The sequence below is a fragment of the Roseateles sp. SL47 genome (genome assembly GCF_026625885.1).
GTDB lineage: Bacteria > Pseudomonadota > Gammaproteobacteria > Burkholderiales > Burkholderiaceae_C > Roseateles.
Map to the genome: position 1 here is coordinate 3,323,733 of NZ_CP113068.1, position 14,726 is coordinate 3,338,458.

The window sequence follows — 14,726 nt, forward strand, 5'->3', positions numbered from 1 at the left end:
CCTGGGGCGGGCGAAACACCTCGGGAGGCCTTGCAGGCGCTCCTTCATTCTGGAGCCGTCAATTCAACGCGCGCGATTGTATTGCCTGCCACCCGCGCGCGCCCGCTCCCCCGCGTCTCCGGCCAATCCCCGCGCGAGCTGTAATCAAAAGGCAGTCACTTGTTCCCGGTGAGCAGCATTTTGACGACAGGTTTGAGCTTGGTTCGCGTCGGGCGCCATCTCTCCTTCTCGTCGTCCTTTCCCGGCCAATAGAAGGCGGTGGAAATGATGCGGCCAGATGGCTCGCGGAGTGTGAGGGAGACGAAAGAAACGTAGGGGTGAAAGCCTTGATCAGCAAAGTCCGCCCACTGGGTGTTGACCATGTAGAACAGCCAGGCTTCACATTCGGGATTGTTGGTGAAGATTTCGTAAACGCGGGACTCGATGTTGCTTTCTTTGAGCTCCGACTGAATTGCTACGAGTACAGCCCCGGATTGCTGTTCGGGATTGTTGACAATGCAGACATTCTTGATCGGCGCATGCTCATGAAATATTGCGGGCGGCTCTTCCGAATGATCGCCAGCGGGAATGAGGGCACACGCGCATAGCGTCAATGTCAACGTCGATAGGGAAGCCCAAAACGGTAGGTGGTGGCGCTGCACGGTGTTGGGGTGGGATAAGCCCCCCCCTTTTGAGCATCGAGATGATCTGTGGATGTTAGTTGGGCAGAGTTTTAGGCAGGGTTCGTCGGGGTTAAGTTGCGTTAAAGGGGCGCAGTGCTGCTCATGCGGAAGGGGGCACTACGGAGCCATGACGCCCTGGCAGCATTGGCCAAGGTGGAGCCACGTCCGCGTGATCCCGGCCCATGAAAAAGCCCGCCGAAGCGGGCTTTGCTGTGTGCCGGCCAGCGGTGATCACATCCCCGCGTAATTCGGCCCACCGCCGCCTTCCGGCGTCACCCAGACGATGTTCTGGGTCGGGTCCTTGATGTCGCAGGTCTTGCAGTGCACGCAGTTCTGCGCATTGATCTGCAGGCGCTCTGAGTTGTCCGGGTTCTTCACGAACTCATACACGCCAGCGGGGCAGTAGCGGCTTTCAGGGCCTGCATATTGGCTCAGGTTGACCTGCACCGGCACCACGTTGTCCTTCAGCGTCAGGTGGGCGGGCTGGTTCTCTTCGTGGTTGGTGTTGGACACAAACACCGACGAGAGGCGGTCAAACGTCAGCTTGCCGTCCGGCTTGGGATAGCTGATCTTGGGCATCTCCGACGCCGGACGCAGATAGGTGTGGTCCGGCTGGTCCCGATGCAGCGTCCACGGCGGGCTCTTGATGCCCAGCTTCGGCAGCAGCCACTGCTCGATGCCAGTCATCAGCGTGCCGATGGTGTTGCCCTTCTTGAACCAGGTCTTGAAGTTGCGGGACTGGTCCAGCTCCTCACGCAGCCAGCTTTGCTCAAACGCGGCCGGGTAAGCATGCAGCTCATCCAGCTGACGGCCGGCTGCCAGCGCGTCGGCAATGGCTTCGGCGCACAACATGCCGCTCTTGATGGCCGCGTGGCTGCCCTTGATCCGGGCCGCATTCAGATAACCCGCATCGTCCCCCACCAGTGCGCCGCCAGGGAATACCTGCTTGGGCAGGCTCAGCAGGCCGCCGGCCGTGATGGCCCGGGCGCCATAACCCAGGCGCTTGCCGCCTTCGATGTGCTGACGGATGGACGGATGCGTCTTCCAGCGCTGCATCTCTTCAAAGGGGGACAGCCACGGATTCTTGTAGTCCAGCCCCACCACAAAGCCCAAGGTGACCTTGTTGCCTTCCAGGTGGTAGAGGAAGCCGCCACCATAGGTGTCGCTGTCCATCGGCCAACCCGCAGTGTGCACCACCAACCCAGGCTTGGCCTTGTCCGCCGGCACTTCCCACAGCTCCTTGATGCCAATGCCGTAGGTCTGCGGATCTTTGCCAGCATCCAACTGATATTTGGCAATCAGCTGCTTGCCCAGGTGGCCGCGGCAGCCCTCGGCAAAGATGGTGTACTTGCCATGCAGCTCCATGCCCAGCTGGAAGCCGTCATGCGGCTCACCATCCTTGCCCACGCCGACATTGCCGGTGGCCACGCCCTTGACGCGCCCCTGTTCGTCATACACCACCTCGGCGGCGGCAAAGCCGGCAAAGATTTCCACGCCCAGGGCCTCGGCCTGCTGCGCCAGCCACTTGGTGACGTTGCCCAGCGAGATGACGTAGTTGCCGTGGTTGTGGAAGCAGGCCGGGATCAGCCACTGCGGCGTGTCCTTGGCACCGGTTTCGCTCAGGAACAGCACCTGATCACCGGTGACCGGCTGCGCCAGCGGTGCGCCCAGCTCTTTCCAGTTGGGGAACAGTTCGGTCAGCGCGCGCGGGTCCATCACAGCCCCGGAGAGAATATGGGCGCCGGCTTCCGACCCCTTCTCCAGCACCACCACCGAGATCTCCTGACCCTTGTCAGAGGCCAGCTGCTTCAGGCGGATGGCGGTGGCCAGGCCGGCGGGGCCGCCGCCAACGACCACAACGTCGTATTCCATGCTGTCGCGCGGACCGTACTGGGCAACAAGTTCTTCGGAGGTCATGGTCTTCCTAGGTTGTTCTCATTGGGGAGGCCGGGCGGCTGCTCCGGCGGGTTGCGGCGCATTCTAGCCGTCTGGCGTCAAAATAGAACGGTCGTGCTTTTCCGTGTGATGAGGAATAGAGAGCTGCGCCGAAAGTGACAGGCAGGGCCTGCATGATGTGGCAGGAAACTCTCCCGGGAGGTGGATGCTGGCCCGCAGGGCGCACCGTAGGATCGGCATCCAGCAACCCTCACTCTTTGGAGCCCCCATGACCATCCAGATCCAGCGCGACAAAACCGGCCCCATGCGCCAGACCGTGCGCATCGGCCAGCACCAGTTGACCGCCGACCAACCGGTGTCCGGCGGCGGGGAGGGCGCCGGGCCTGATCCGCATGAGCTGTATGACGCGGCACTGGGCACCTGCAAGGCGCTGACCGTACTTTGGTATGCCAACCGCAAGGGCTTGCCATTGGAGGATGTGCTGGTGCAGGTGGACCGGGATGGTTCGCAGGAGCAACAAGGCGTCTACAAATTGAAGACCACACTGACCTTGGTGGGCAACCTGACCCCGGAAGATCGGGAGCGGCTGCTGCAGGTGGCGGCCAAGTGCCCGGTCCACAAGCTGATGACCCAAGTGACGACCGAGATCGAAACGGTTCTGGCGGATTGACGGCCGAGAGGCCTGCGGCTGACGCTGGGCAAGGTCCGACGCATCCGTGACGCAAGTTCGGGTGGTCACGTGCTATCGTGACCGCCAGCAATTTTTGGGTCACCGAGCAGTCATCAACGAGAGACCTTGTCATGAGCTACAGCATTGATCTGGAGGGCCGTGTGGCCCTCGTTACCGGCGCCTCCAGCGGCTTGGGTGCGCAGTTTGCAAAGACCTTGTCCAAGGCCGGCGCCTGTGTGGTGCTGGCGGCGCGTCGCGTGGAGCGGCTGAAGGCCCTGCGTGCGGAAATTGAAGCCGGGGGTGGCGATGCGCATGTGGTGAGCCTGGATGTCACCGACATCGACAGCATTGCGGCAGCGGTGGCCCGTGCGGAGACGGAAGTCGGCACGCTGGACATCCTGATCAACAACTCCGGCGTGAGCACCACGCAGCGCCTGACCGATGTCACCCCGGACGATTTCGACTACGTGATGGACACCAATGTCCGCGGGTCGTTCTTTGTGGCGCAGGAAGTGGGCAAGCGCATGCTGGCCCGTGCGCGCGGGGCGGCACCGGGCACGTTCACGGGCGGGCGCATTGTCAACATCGCTTCCATGGCGGGCTTGCGCGTGCTGTCGCAAATTGGCGTGTATTCCATAAGCAAGGCGGCCGTCATTCACATGACGCGGGCCATGGCGCTGGAATGGGGCAAATACGACATCAATGTCAATGCCATCTGCCCTGGTTATATCGATACGGAAATCAACCATCACCACTGGCAGACCGAGCAGGGCCGCAAACTGGTGGAACTGCTGCCGCGCAAGCGCGTGGGGCAACCGCAGGACCTGGACACCACCTTGCTGATGTTGTGTGCCAAGGAAAGCCGTTTCATCAACGGCGCGGTGATTCAAGCGGACGACGGGTTTGGTGTTTGAGCATGGCTTTGCGTGAATTGAGCGCGCTGGAAGCGCGTGTGCTGGCGGTGTTGGTGGAAAAGGCCTTCACCGTGCCGGACAGTTATCCGATGTCCCTGAACGGTCTGACGCTGGGCGTGAACCAGAAGACGGCGCGGGACCCGGTGATGAATGCATCGGAGGCCGATGTGGCCGCAGCGCTGGACGAGCTCAAGGCGATGAGCCTGGTGAATACGGTCAGCGGCAGCCGGGTGCTGCGGTTTGAGCACAACATGAAGCGGGTGCTGGGCGTGCCGGGGCAAGCCGAGGCGCTGCTGACGGTCATGATGCTGCGCGGCCCGCAGACGGCGGCGGAACTGCGGCTGAATGCGGAGCGCATTCACCGGTTCGCGGATGTGTCGTCGGTGGAAGGCTTCCTGGACGAGCTGGCGGCGCGTGAACCGCCGCTGGCGCGCAAACTGCCGCGGGCGCCTGGGGCGCGGGAGCAGCGTTGGGCGCATATGCTGAGTGGAGAACCGGACGTGGCGGTGGGCGGTGGGGGCGTGGCGGCCTATGGTTCGGCTTCGGCTTCGGCTTCGGCTTCGGCTTCGGCTTCGGCGCCGGCTGGCCCGGATGCCCGAGACGAAGAAATCGCGGCCTTGCGGGCGGATGTGGAACAGCTCAAGGCGGCGGTGGCACGGCTGCAGTCGGAACTGGGGCTGACGCCATGAGATTCGAGATTCCGCAGGAGAAGAAGCTGGTCCATGAGACCCGCATTCAGATCCGGTGGGGCGACATGGACGCGATGGGGCATGTCAACAACACGGTGTATTTCCGCTACCTGGAAATGGCGCGTGTGGAGTGGCTGGAGCGCCTGGGTGGCGCGCCCAGTCCGGCAGGGCAGGGGCCGGTGATCGTGAATGCTTTCTGCAACTTTTATCGCCAGGTGACCTATCCCGGTGAGTTGATCGCACGGCACTATGTCTCTTCCCCAGGGCGCTCCAGTTTTGACACCTGGATCACGCTGGAACGGACGGACGAGCCGGGGGTGATCTGCGCAGCCGGAGGCGCCACGACCGTGTGGCAGGATGCGGCGCTGCAAAAGTCGGTGGAACTGCCGACGTGGTTGAGGGAGCAACTCACATGAATATGAAACCGACGGGCCGGCAACGGGCGTTGGGCCTGCTGCTGGCGGCCCTGATGGCCGTGTTTTTCATCTGGCTGATCAACAGCGGCGCCAAGCAGGTGCTGGAGTGGCTGATGAACCTGCCCAACAAACGTCAGGGGGATTTGCACACCGGGGTGGGGGTGTTGCTGGCGTTGGTGTTGCCGTTGGCGGCGTATCGGATTCGGCGGGCGAGGAAGAAGTCCCCGGCTTGACCCTGAGCGGATTCGTCTGCGGATTTCGGCGTTTGGCCTTGGTCCGCGATTCGACCACTGCGCTTTGCTGACTCAAATCCAAGGACAACAGGGATGCTGCATAGCCCTCGCGAGCGTGCGCTGGATGCCATCAGAAGTTGGTCACCCGACCGAGCGGAGGCCATCATCGACCGGCTGCATCGACACGGAATACTGTGTGATGAAGACGCTGGCCTCGGTCTGGGCTTCGAAATCTAGCAGCCGAATTCGGATTCAACATCAAGCCTGACGCGCTCCGGATCACGGCGCCCCGGCTGCAGTCGGAGCCTGCCTCTGAACCTTGCAGCCGGTCGCCGTGGCGGTTGACCTTCCCTCAAAGCTGCACCCGCGACCCCAGCTCAATCACCCCGTTGTCCGGCAACCGGAAGTAGTCGGCCGCGCTGCTGGAATTGCGCGCCATGGTGATGAACAGCTGTTGACGCCAACGCGCCATTCCCGATTTCTTCTTCTGAGCGCCCGGCACCACCACCTGCCGGCTCAGGAAGTACGAGGCGAGGAAGGGGTCGAACTGCAGATCATGGCGCGCGCACCGCCCCAGGGCCGCCGGCAGGTTGGGTTCATCCTTGAACCCGTAACGCACCACCACCCGCCAGAAACCGCCAGGCAGCATCTCCACCGTGAGTTGCTGGTCCTCGGGCACAAACGGCACTTCGTCGAAACGCACCGTCACGATCACATTTCGCGCGTGCAGCAACTGGTAGTGCTTCAGGTTGTGCAGCAGCGCGGGCGGCACGACCTCCGGGTTGGACACCGGATACACCGCAATACGGTCCGGTCGCGGGCCACCGATGTCGTGCGACAGCGATTCCAGGAACGGCAGCAGCGGAAGGTCTTCGTCCGCCACCTGCGCGTGCAGACGTTCCTTGCCACGGCGCCAGGTGGCCATCACCGCAAAGAGCACCAGGCCCATCGCCAGGGGGAACCAGCCCCCCTGCAGCACCTTGAGCGAGCAAGAGAGCACCAGCACGGCGTCGACCACCAGGAAGACGGCCGTTGCTGCCCAGGCCACCGGGGCGGGATAACGCCAGGCATATCGCACCACGAAGAAGGTCAGTGCCGTGGTGATCAGCATGGTGATGGTCACGGCGATGCCGTAAGCCGAAGCCAGCGCCGACGAACTCTCAAAGCCGAGCACGGCCAGCAGGACCGCGATCAGCAGCGTCCAGTTGATGGCAGGCAGATAGACCTGGCCCATGGCCTGCGCGGAGGTGTAGATGACCCGCATACGAGGCAACAGACCCAGCTGGATGGCCTCCTTGGTCAACGAAAACGCCCCGGAGATCACCGCCTGGGAAGCGATCACCGAGGCGAGGGTGGCCAGCAGCACCATGGGGATCAGCCATGCGGGCGGGAACAACCGGAAAAACGGGTTGTCCAGCGCGGTCGGGTCTCTCAGCAGCAAGGCGCCTTGCCCGGCGTAGTTCAAGGCCAGCATCGGCAGCACCAGCGCCGTCCACGCCAGCCGGATGGGGCGACGACCAAAATGGCCCATGTCCGCGTAAAGCGCCTCTGCACCCGTCAGCGCCAGCACCAGCGCCCCCACAACAAGGAAGAGCCCCGGCCCACGGGCCTGCAGGAACGCAAAACCGTAACGCGGATCAAGCGCCCGGAGGATCTCCGGCGCCTGCGAGATCTGGAGTACGCCAATCAGGCCCAGCACGCTGAACCACAACAGCATGACCGGGCCGAACAGCACACCAACGGCCGCAGAGCCGTGGCGCTGGATCACGAACAGTCCAGCCAGGACCGCCACCGAGATGGGCAACACAAAGGGTTTGAGTGCCGGCGTGACCAGTTCGAGGCCCTCCACCGCACCCATGACGGAGATGGCCGGTGTGATGACGCTGTCGCCATAAAACAGCGCCGCGCCGCAGACGCCGACCAACAGCAGCACCCGCCGCCTGGCCGCCGTATCGCCGGCCGCGCACACGGCCAGTGCCGTCAGCGCCATGATGCCGCCCTCACCGCGGTTGTCCGCGCGAAGGATCAATACAACGTACTTGAGGGTCACCACGACCATCAAGGCCCAGAAGATGGCGGACACCGCACCGATGATCGACGCAGGGTCCAGCGTCACGCCGTTGGCGGGGTTGAGCACCTCGCGCATCGTGTAGAGCGGGCTGGTACCAATGTCCCCAAACACGACCCCCAGCGCGCCCAGCGTGAGCGTGGCCAAGCCTTGACGCGGCCCATGGTGGGGCGTGGAATTCACATGGGCAGTGGGGGCGGCAGCAGAGGACGGCGTTCGAAGCATCTCGATGGGCTCGCAGGGCGGCTGGCGGATCAAATCACTGGGCGACATCAGGCGCTGGTGACTGGACGAACGGCCCCCCAGAAGTAGGAGCGCGAGTGTGCCTCCACCGGATCAAGAGCACAAGATTCAGCCTCAGGCGCCGCAGGCATGACCGCTACCTCTTGGTGAAGAGATGTGGTACCCACGCTCAAGTGTGGGTGAGGAGGCTGGCTGCAGCAGCGGGGCCGCTCGCTGAGATGCGAGTTGAGCGGGGCTGGGCTGGGCTGGGGGTATTCTCACCACCATGATCCACCACCTCGACCACCTCGTCCTGACCACCAGCCACGAAGCCGATTGCATCCGCTTCTATACCGACGTGCTGGGCATGCAACTCGAGTCCTTCATTGGCGGCACTCCGCCGGTGGAACGCCGGGCCTTCAAGTTCGGGCAGCAGAAGATCAACCTGCATGTCAAAGGCCGCGAGTTTGAGCCCAAGGCCCATACGCCGGTGCCCGGTGCGCTGGACCTGTGCTTCATTGCCTCCATCCCGCTGGATCAGGTCATTGAGCGGCTGAATCGGCATGGCGTCCCCATCATCGAAGGTCCCGTCATGCGCACTGGCGCTGCCGGGAAGATCCGATCCGTCTACCTCCGGGACCCCGACCTGAATCTGATCGAGATTTCGGAACCCGCCACCGGCTCAGCGGCATGACTCGCAGCAAGTGGATCCAGGCAGCCGTTGTGGCGGTGGTGGTCGTTGTGGGCGGCGGGTGGTTTGCATCGCCCTATCTGGCGGTGCACCAGATGCGGGAAGCTGCGAAGGCCGGTGACACCGACCGCTTTAACGCCCACGTGGACTATCCCAGGCTGCGCGACAACCTGAAGGCGCAACTCACAGCCTCATTCAAGCAAGGCGACGAAGACTCGTCCCAGCCGGGCAATGACTTCAAGAAGGCAGCCGGCGCCTTCGGCAGGATGCTGGGAACGGCCATGGCCGAGGGGGCCGTGGAGGCGCTGGTGCGCCCCGAGGTGGTGATGCGCTTGCTGCAGCAAGGGCAATGGATGCCAAAGAAGCGGGCTGCCGACCGGGAGCCGTCGGCGGGGACCGGCCCGGACGCGCCCCCGGGCCAGCAGCCCGAGACCACCCCAAAGGATGAACAGGTCGATTGGTGGACCGAGCGCCCCAGCCTGACCACCGTCATCTTCCATGCCCGCCGCATCGACAAGCCGCAGGACCGCCAGGTGGCGCTGGTCTTTGAGCAGCGCGGATGGGTGTCCTGGCAACTGACAGACATTCAGCTGCCGCGTCAGTGATCCATGGAGACCGCGCTTCATGCTCGGTCCAGCCTCTGCGCCCACCCCGCGCCCGGGTCTGCTCCGCCTGGGTCGTTGATCTCGACCCTTTTAAGCGCTCCTCCACATCCGTCTAGCGGCAGGCCGAATGTCCAACAAAAATGTACGGAGTACGTTGGTGGGTCTGCTGGATTGCTGAAGACATTCGAGGCACTATTGCGCCATGCAGACGCTCCGCCGACTCCTTCGCATGCCTGTGCTGTTGCTGGCCGCCTGCAGCTGGCACTTGGCCGAGGCCCAGACCGCCATCGTCATCGGCGGTAACCTGCGCTTCGATAACGAGGCCGTATGGCAGCGCATCGTGGAAGAGGCCGGCGGCCCGGGCAAGGCCAGGTTCGCCGTGCTGGCCACCGCATCGGCCGCTCCGGAGCAGACGGCCACGGCCATCGTGCAGGTGCTTCAGCGGCATGGCGCGCAGGCGGAGCACATTCCCGTTGCCCCGCGGCTGGAGGGGGCGGACCTGCAGAAAAACCTGAATGATCCGGCGCTGATCGGGAAGATCCGCAATTCCAGCGCCGTGTTCTTCTCAGGCGGGGCGCAAGGCCTGATCGTGGACACCTTCCAGCCCAACGGCAAACCCACCGCCATGCTGGATGCCATCTGGGATGTCTATCGACGGGGTGGTGTCGTGGCTGGCACCAGCGCGGGCGCGGCCATCATGAGCCGCACCATGTTTCGCGACGCTCAGGATGTGATGGGCGTGATGCGCGGCCAGATGCGCGCTGGGCATGAAGTGGACCGGGGGCTGGGCTTCATCACCGACCGGCTGTTCGTGGACCAGCATTTCCTCAAGCGTGGCCGCATCGGCCGCATGCTGCCGCTGATGATGGCGCAGGGCTATCGCCTGGGCCTGGGCATTGAGGAAAACAGCGCGGCCGTGATTCAGGGCCCCTCGGTGGACATCATCGGCGCCCGCGGCGCCTTGCTGGTGGATCTGCGCAGCGCACGCACCGATCCGTCGCTGCCGCTGTTCAATGTTCAGGATGCGCGCCTGAGCTACCTCGCCAACGGCGACCATTACGAACTGCGCTCCGGCCGCGTCACCCCCGAGCGAAGCAAGAGCCCGTTGCCGGAAACCCGGCTGATCCGGGCCTCTCATCACGTGCCGGGCCCGGTGAGCACCTTCCAGACCGACATCCTGGGGGATAACCGCATCGTGCAGGCCATGGCCGAGCTGATGACCGCGCCGTCTGGCGAGGTGCGGGCGATGGCAGCCCGCGTCCGGCCCGGCGCGACCGAAGCGCGAGACCGGACGGCCTTTGTGTTCCGGCTGTATCGCGGGGAGGGCACGCAAGGCTGGTTCAACAGCCAGGGCGATGCAGACGACATCACCCTGCTGGACGTGCGTCTGGATGTGCGCCCGGTGCCGGTGCCCTTGGCGGCGCCGCCACGTCTGGCGGCCAACAACCCGACGCCGACCGCCAGCGAGGGGCCGGCGGTGGTGCCGGAGCCGGCCACCACTCCCCGCTGATCTTTCGCTGCAGAGCCGGGCCGGCTGACGGTTGCAGCGTCCCTCCGGCCTTACTTCCCGCCCACGGTCACCCAGCGCAGCTCAAACCAGTTGTCCGCCCGGTGCTGCACCGTCACGTTCTGGCGGAAGGCCCAGGGGATCATCTGGCGGTGCAGCGGAATCACATGGTTCTGCGCCTTGAACACCTGCAGTGCCGCCTTGACGAGTTCCTCACGCTTCTTCGGGTCGGCTTCCACACTGGAGCTGGCCGCCAGGGCATCGAACTTGTCGTCCTTCCAGTTGCCGAAGTTGTAATAACCCACGCCCTTGTCACTGCGGTTGCGCAGCAGCGGGGTGAAGGCCACTTCCGCATCGGTGATCACACCGCCCCAGCCGAACATGTAGAGGCTGGTGTCCAGCTTCTCCAGCTTGGGGAACATCAGCGTGCGCGGCTGCGCATTGACATTCACCTTGACCTTCAGCTGCGCCCACATCGAGGCCAGCGCCAGGCAGATCTTCTCGTCGTTGATGTAGCGGTTGTTGGTGCAGTCCAGCGTGACCTCAAACCCATTGCCATAACCCGCATCGGCCATCAGCTTGCGCGCCGCCGCCAGATCAAAGGGCAGGCGGGATTCAATCTGGGCATCGTTGTAGGCACCCAGCGGCGAAGGCGTGAGGCCGCCGGTGGGCAGGCTCAGCCCGTTCATCAGCTTCACCTGGATGGCCTTGATGTCGATCGCCTGGTAGAGCGCCTGACGCACCCGCGCGTCCTTGAACGGGTTCTTGTCGCCTGGCACCTTGCCGTAGATCAGCTTGTCCCGGCCCTGGTCCATGCCGATGAAGATCAGGCGGTTTTCCGGGCCTTCCAGCACCTTCACGCCGCTGGTCTGCTTGAGCTTGTTGAGGTCGCGCGGGGCGGGGTCCAGCACCACATCCACTTCGCCGGACACCAGCGCCGCCAGGCGCGTGGAGTCATTGCTAATGGGCGTGAACACCGCTTCCTGCACATTGCCTTCGAACTTGCCCCACCAGTTGGGGTTGCGCTTGAAGCTGGTGCGGATGCCGGGCTGGCGGTCCACCATGATGTAGGGGCCGGTGCCATTGCTGTGGGTGGCCGCGTAGGTCTCGTCCTTGTCCTTGTAATTCTGCGGCTTGGTGACCTTGTTCTGTTCACTCCACCGCTTGCTCATGATGAAGATCAGGTCCAGGTGCTGCAGAAAGATCGGGTTGACCTGCTCCAGCTGAAACTCCACCGTGAAGTCGTCCACCTTGCGCGGTGTACCCACCGCCTGCGCATAGGCGGCGATGTTGGAATGGACGTCCTTGGCCCGGTTCACTGAAAACACCACGTCATCGGCGGTGAAGGGGCTGCCGTCCTGGAACTTCACGCCCTGGCGCAGCTTCACCCGCCACAGCGTGGGCTTCAGCTGCGTCCATTCCGTGGCCAGGCTGGGCACGATGTTCAGGTTGCGGTCCCGCGCCACCAGGCGTTCGTACACCTGGCCGTTCATGGCGTTGGTGACGATCTCGTTTTGCGAATGCGGGTCCGCCGTCTGCATGTCGCCCGCACCCGCCCAGCGCAGGGTCTGGGCCTGCACCAGCCACGGGGCCAGGCCCAGGCTGCAGGTCAGGCCGACAACAGCCGCCAGGCGCACCAACCGTGGGGCAGGGGAGGCAAGGGCATGCGGGGTGGGGTTCATTCTTTCTCCAGATCACAAATTCAGGAACGACCCGTCGCCGGAGCGGGCCGTCGACACGCGGACAAGCAAGTGCTGTTCCCATGCACCAGCCGGGCCTTTGTCCACTCAGCCTTCGATCCAGTTTAGGGGCAGTCCCGGAAGCTGCGACAATGGAGCGAAACGGGCCGCGCACGGGCCTGCGTCATGCACCACTCTGGCAGGGCTCAGGCACACCGTACGCAGAACTCACGCAGAACGCCCCAAGACTCTGCCCGGTGCGCTGCCCACCCTCTTCTAGAACCAATCCGGAACCCTTCCGCCATGGCTCAATACGTCTTTTCGATGAACCGCGTCAACAAGACGGTTCCTCCCAAACGTCACATCCTCAAGGACATCTCGCTGTCCTTCTTCCCCGGCGCCAAGATTGGCGTGCTGGGCCTGAACGGCTCCGGCAAGTCCACGCTGCTCAAGATCATGGCGGGCGTGGACAAGGAAATCGAAGGCGAGGCCGTCCCCATGCCCGGCATCAAGATCGGCTACCTGGAGCAGGAGCCGAAGCTGAACCCGGAGCAGACCGTGCGTGAAGCCGTCGAGGAAGGCATTGGCGGCGTGCTGGCCGCCAAGAAGCGCCTGGACGAGGTGTATGCCGCTTATGCCGAGCCGGACGCCGACTTCGACGCCCTGGCCGCCGAGCAGGGCGAGCTGGAGGCCATCATTGCCGCCGCCGGTTCGGAAAACACCGACCTGCAGCTGGAACTGGCCGCCGACGCCCTGAACCTGCCGCCCTGGGACGCCAACATCGGCGTGCTGTCCGGCGGTGAAAAGCGTCGCGTGGCGCTGTGCCGCCTGCTGCTGTCCAAGCCGGACATGCTGCTGCTGGACGAACCCACCAACCACTTGGACGCCGAATCCGTCGAATGGCTGGAGCAATTCCTGCAGCGTTTCCCCGGCACCGTGGTGGCCATCACCCACGATCGCTACTTCCTGGACAACGCCGCCGAGTGGATTCTGGAACTGGACCGTGGCCACGGCATCCCCTGGAAGGGCAACTATTCCGACTGGCTGGACCAGAAGGAACGTCGCCTGGAGCAGGAACAGAAGTCGGAAGACGCCCGCGCCAAGGCCATGAAGGAAGAATTGAAGTGGGTGCGCTCCAATGCCAAGGGCCGTCAGGCCAAGAGCAAGGCGCGTCTGGCCCGCTTCGAGGAACTGAGCGACGTCGAATACCAGAAGCGCAACGAAACCAACGAAATCTTCATTCCCGTGGCTGAGCGCCTGGGCAATGAGGTGATCGAGTTCGAAAACGTCACCAAGTCGTTTGGTGACCGCGTGCTGATCGACAACCTGTCGTTCAAGGTGCCCCCGGGCGCCATCGTGGGCATCATCGGCCCGAACGGGGCCGGTAAATCGACCCTGTTCCGCATGATCCAGGGCGTGGAGCAGCCGGATGCCGGCACGGTCAAGATCGGCAAAACCGCCAAGCTGGCCTTTGTGGACCAAAGCCGCCAGAGCCTGGACGCCAACAAGACGGTCTGGGAAGACGTGTCCGGTGGCCTGGACAACATCATCGTGGGCAAGTTCGTGATGCCGTCGCGCGCCTATATCGGCCGCTTCAACTTCAAGGGCAACGACCAGCAGAAGATGGTGGGCCAGCTCTCCGGTGGTGAACGCGGCCGTCTGCACCTGGCCAAGACCCTGGCGCAGGGCGGCAACGTGCTGATGCTGGACGAACCGTCCAACGACCTGGACGTCGAAACCCTGCGCGCGCTGGAAGAAGCGCTGCTGGAGTTCGGTGGCTCGGCCATGGTCATCTCCCATGACCGCTGGTTCCTGGACCGTATCTGCACCCACATCCTTGCCTGCGAAGGTGACTCGCAGTGGTTCTTCTTTGACGGCAACTTCCACGAGTACGAAGCCGACAAGAAGAAGCGTCTGGGTGAAGAAGGCGCGCGTCCGAAGCGGGTGCGTTTCAAGCCCATCACCTGATCTGAAGCCACGCATGGCCCGCGCGCCTGTGGACACTCCCGCCGCCGGCCCGGTCACGCTGGGCCGGTTCGGGCGCTTCTTGCTGGTGGGCGGTGTGGCCACGGCGGTGCATTACGTCACCGCCTTTTTATGGCTCAATCTTGCCGGCTGGCCTGCGGTGCGCGCCTCCGCCACCGGATATCTGGTGGGCGCGCTGGCCAACTATGCGCTCAATGCGCGCTTCACCTTCGGGGTGAAGGGCGGGCACGGCAAACACCTGCCCCGTTTTGCGGCGGTGGCCGCCATGGGCTGGCTGCTGAATGCGGGCGGCATGTGGGGCCTGCTGCGGCTGGGCCTGCACCCCTACCTGGCGCAGCCGGTGGTCACCATTCTGGTGCTCTTCTTCAATTTCCTGCTCAATGCCTTGTGGGCCATGCGTCCGCACCGGGCAGAGTCGGCCCCATCGTCCTGACGCGCCCCGGTTCTGCCTGATTCACCCGGACTCGGGGACATCCCCACCCGCTCGC

15 protein-coding genes are annotated in these 14,726 nt (G+C 64.0%); 11 read left to right on the plus strand and 4 right to left on the minus strand.

The genetic code is table 11. The annotated features are described in order from the left end of the window. Positions 1 to 155: 155 nt before the first annotated feature. Complete coding sequence (locus OU995_RS14670) at positions 156 to 599, minus strand: hypothetical protein (RefSeq protein ID WP_267830775.1); 444 nt, start codon at positions 597 to 599, stop codon at positions 156 to 158. Positions 600 to 893: 294 nt separating this feature from the next. After that, on the minus strand, positions 894 to 2,579 hold the full coding sequence (locus tag OU995_RS14675; protein WP_267830776.1) for an electron transfer flavoprotein-ubiquinone oxidoreductase: 1,686 nt from the start codon (positions 2,577 to 2,579) through the stop codon (positions 894 to 896). Between the two features lie 247 nt (positions 2,580 to 2,826). Between OU995_RS14675 and OU995_RS14680 the strand changes: the two genes are divergently transcribed. From OU995_RS14680 to OU995_RS14705, 6 genes are all read left to right on the plus strand, one after another. Further along, positions 2,827 to 3,228 carry an OsmC family protein gene (locus OU995_RS14680; protein WP_267830777.1) on the plus strand — a complete coding sequence of 134 codons (402 nt, stop codon included), beginning with the start codon at positions 2,827 to 2,829 and terminating at the stop codon, positions 3,226 to 3,228. Between the two features lie 131 nt (positions 3,229 to 3,359). Next, positions 3,360 to 4,142: an SDR family oxidoreductase gene (locus tag OU995_RS14685; protein ID WP_267830778.1), complete on the plus strand. Its 783-nt coding sequence runs from the start codon at positions 3,360 to 3,362 to the stop codon at positions 4,140 to 4,142. A gap of 2 nt (positions 4,143 to 4,144) precedes the next feature. Continuing rightward, positions 4,145 to 4,831 (plus strand): YceH family protein, encoded by a 687-nt coding sequence (locus OU995_RS14690; RefSeq protein ID WP_267830779.1) that lies wholly within the window; start codon positions 4,145 to 4,147, stop codon positions 4,829 to 4,831. Continuing rightward, positions 4,828 to 5,247 (plus strand): acyl-CoA thioesterase, encoded by a 420-nt coding sequence (locus OU995_RS14695; protein WP_267830780.1) that lies wholly within the window; start codon positions 4,828 to 4,830, stop codon positions 5,245 to 5,247. Before OU995_RS14690 ends, OU995_RS14695 begins: the two co-directional genes overlap by 4 nt. Then, complete coding sequence (locus OU995_RS14700) at positions 5,244 to 5,480, plus strand: hypothetical protein (protein ID WP_267830781.1); 237 nt, start codon at positions 5,244 to 5,246, stop codon at positions 5,478 to 5,480. The genes OU995_RS14695 and OU995_RS14700 overlap by 4 nt, the downstream gene beginning before the upstream one ends. Positions 5,481 to 5,573: 93 nt before the next feature. Then, complete coding sequence (locus OU995_RS14705; protein ID WP_267830782.1) at positions 5,574 to 5,717, plus strand: hypothetical protein; 144 nt, start codon at positions 5,574 to 5,576, stop codon at positions 5,715 to 5,717. Between the two features lie 115 nt (positions 5,718 to 5,832). On the opposite strand, the gene OU995_RS14710 is transcribed toward OU995_RS14705, so the two are convergent. After that, positions 5,833 to 7,821, minus strand: a complete 1,989-nt coding sequence (locus OU995_RS14710) for a potassium transporter Kup (RefSeq protein ID WP_267830783.1) — start codon at positions 7,819 to 7,821, stop codon at positions 5,833 to 5,835. Positions 7,822 to 8,056: 235 nt separating this feature from the next. Between OU995_RS14710 and OU995_RS14715 the strand changes: the two genes are divergently transcribed. The 3 genes from OU995_RS14715 to OU995_RS14725 all read left to right on the plus strand — a co-directional run bounded on the left by OU995_RS14715 (position 8,057) and on the right by OU995_RS14725 (position 10,576). Beyond that, entirely contained in the window at positions 8,057 to 8,464 is a 408-nt protein-coding gene (locus OU995_RS14715) for a VOC family protein (protein WP_267830784.1), read from the plus strand. Next, complete coding sequence (locus OU995_RS14720) at positions 8,461 to 9,066, plus strand: DUF2939 domain-containing protein (RefSeq protein ID WP_267830785.1); 606 nt, start codon at positions 8,461 to 8,463, stop codon at positions 9,064 to 9,066. Before OU995_RS14715 ends, OU995_RS14720 begins: the two co-directional genes overlap by 4 nt. A 229-nt stretch (positions 9,067 to 9,295) precedes the next feature. Further along, positions 9,296 to 10,576 carry a cyanophycinase gene (locus OU995_RS14725; RefSeq protein WP_267830786.1) on the plus strand — a complete coding sequence of 427 codons (1,281 nt, stop codon included), beginning with the start codon at positions 9,296 to 9,298 and terminating at the stop codon, positions 10,574 to 10,576. Between the two features lie 50 nt (positions 10,577 to 10,626). Here the strand turns inward: OU995_RS14725 and OU995_RS14730 are convergent, their stop codons facing one another. After that, positions 10,627 to 12,255, minus strand: a complete 1,629-nt coding sequence (locus OU995_RS14730; RefSeq protein ID WP_267830787.1) for an ABC transporter substrate-binding protein — start codon at positions 12,253 to 12,255, stop codon at positions 10,627 to 10,629. 300 nt (positions 12,256 to 12,555) lie between these two features. Here OU995_RS14730 and ettA point away from each other — a divergent pair, with 300 nt between their 5' ends. Together ettA and OU995_RS14740 are read left to right on the plus strand one after the other, a co-directional pair. Next, on the plus strand, positions 12,556 to 14,220 hold the full coding sequence (ettA, locus tag OU995_RS14735; protein ID WP_267830788.1) for an energy-dependent translational throttle protein EttA: 1,665 nt from the start codon (positions 12,556 to 12,558) through the stop codon (positions 14,218 to 14,220). A gap of 13 nt (positions 14,221 to 14,233) precedes the next feature. Further along, positions 14,234 to 14,671 (plus strand): GtrA family protein, encoded by a 438-nt coding sequence (locus OU995_RS14740; RefSeq protein ID WP_267830789.1) that lies wholly within the window; start codon positions 14,234 to 14,236, stop codon positions 14,669 to 14,671. The last annotated feature ends 55 nt before the right edge of the window (positions 14,672 to 14,726 follow it).

Bases quoted from the DNA above. Each gene is read 5' to 3' on its own strand.
- OU995_RS14675 (WP_267830776.1), bottom strand. From the start codon at position 2,579: ATGACCTCCGAAGAACTTGTTGCCCAGTACGGTCCGCGCGACAGCATG.
- OU995_RS14680 (WP_267830777.1), top strand. From the start codon at position 2,827: ATGACCATCCAGATCCAGCGCGACAAAACCGGCCCCATGCGCCAGACC.
- OU995_RS14685 (WP_267830778.1), top strand. From the start codon at position 3,360: ATGAGCTACAGCATTGATCTGGAGGGCCGTGTGGCCCTCGTTACCGGC.
- OU995_RS14690 (WP_267830779.1), top strand. From the start codon at position 4,145: ATGGCTTTGCGTGAATTGAGCGCGCTGGAAGCGCGTGTGCTGGCGGTG.
- OU995_RS14695 (WP_267830780.1), top strand. From the start codon at position 4,828: ATGAGATTCGAGATTCCGCAGGAGAAGAAGCTGGTCCATGAGACCCGC.
- OU995_RS14700 (WP_267830781.1), top strand. From the start codon at position 5,244: ATGAATATGAAACCGACGGGCCGGCAACGGGCGTTGGGCCTGCTGCTG.
- OU995_RS14705 (WP_267830782.1), top strand. From the start codon at position 5,574: ATGCTGCATAGCCCTCGCGAGCGTGCGCTGGATGCCATCAGAAGTTGG.
- OU995_RS14710 (WP_267830783.1), bottom strand. From the start codon at position 7,821: ATGTCGCCCAGTGATTTGATCCGCCAGCCGCCCTGCGAGCCCATCGAG.
- OU995_RS14715 (WP_267830784.1), top strand. From the start codon at position 8,057: ATGATCCACCACCTCGACCACCTCGTCCTGACCACCAGCCACGAAGCC.
- OU995_RS14720 (WP_267830785.1), top strand. From the start codon at position 8,461: ATGACTCGCAGCAAGTGGATCCAGGCAGCCGTTGTGGCGGTGGTGGTC.
- OU995_RS14725 (WP_267830786.1), top strand. From the start codon at position 9,296: ATGCCTGTGCTGTTGCTGGCCGCCTGCAGCTGGCACTTGGCCGAGGCC.
- OU995_RS14730 (WP_267830787.1), bottom strand. From the start codon at position 12,255: ATGAACCCCACCCCGCATGCCCTTGCCTCCCCTGCCCCACGGTTGGTG.
- ettA (WP_267830788.1), top strand. From the start codon at position 12,556: ATGGCTCAATACGTCTTTTCGATGAACCGCGTCAACAAGACGGTTCCT.
- OU995_RS14740 (WP_267830789.1), top strand. From the start codon at position 14,234: ATGGCCCGCGCGCCTGTGGACACTCCCGCCGCCGGCCCGGTCACGCTG.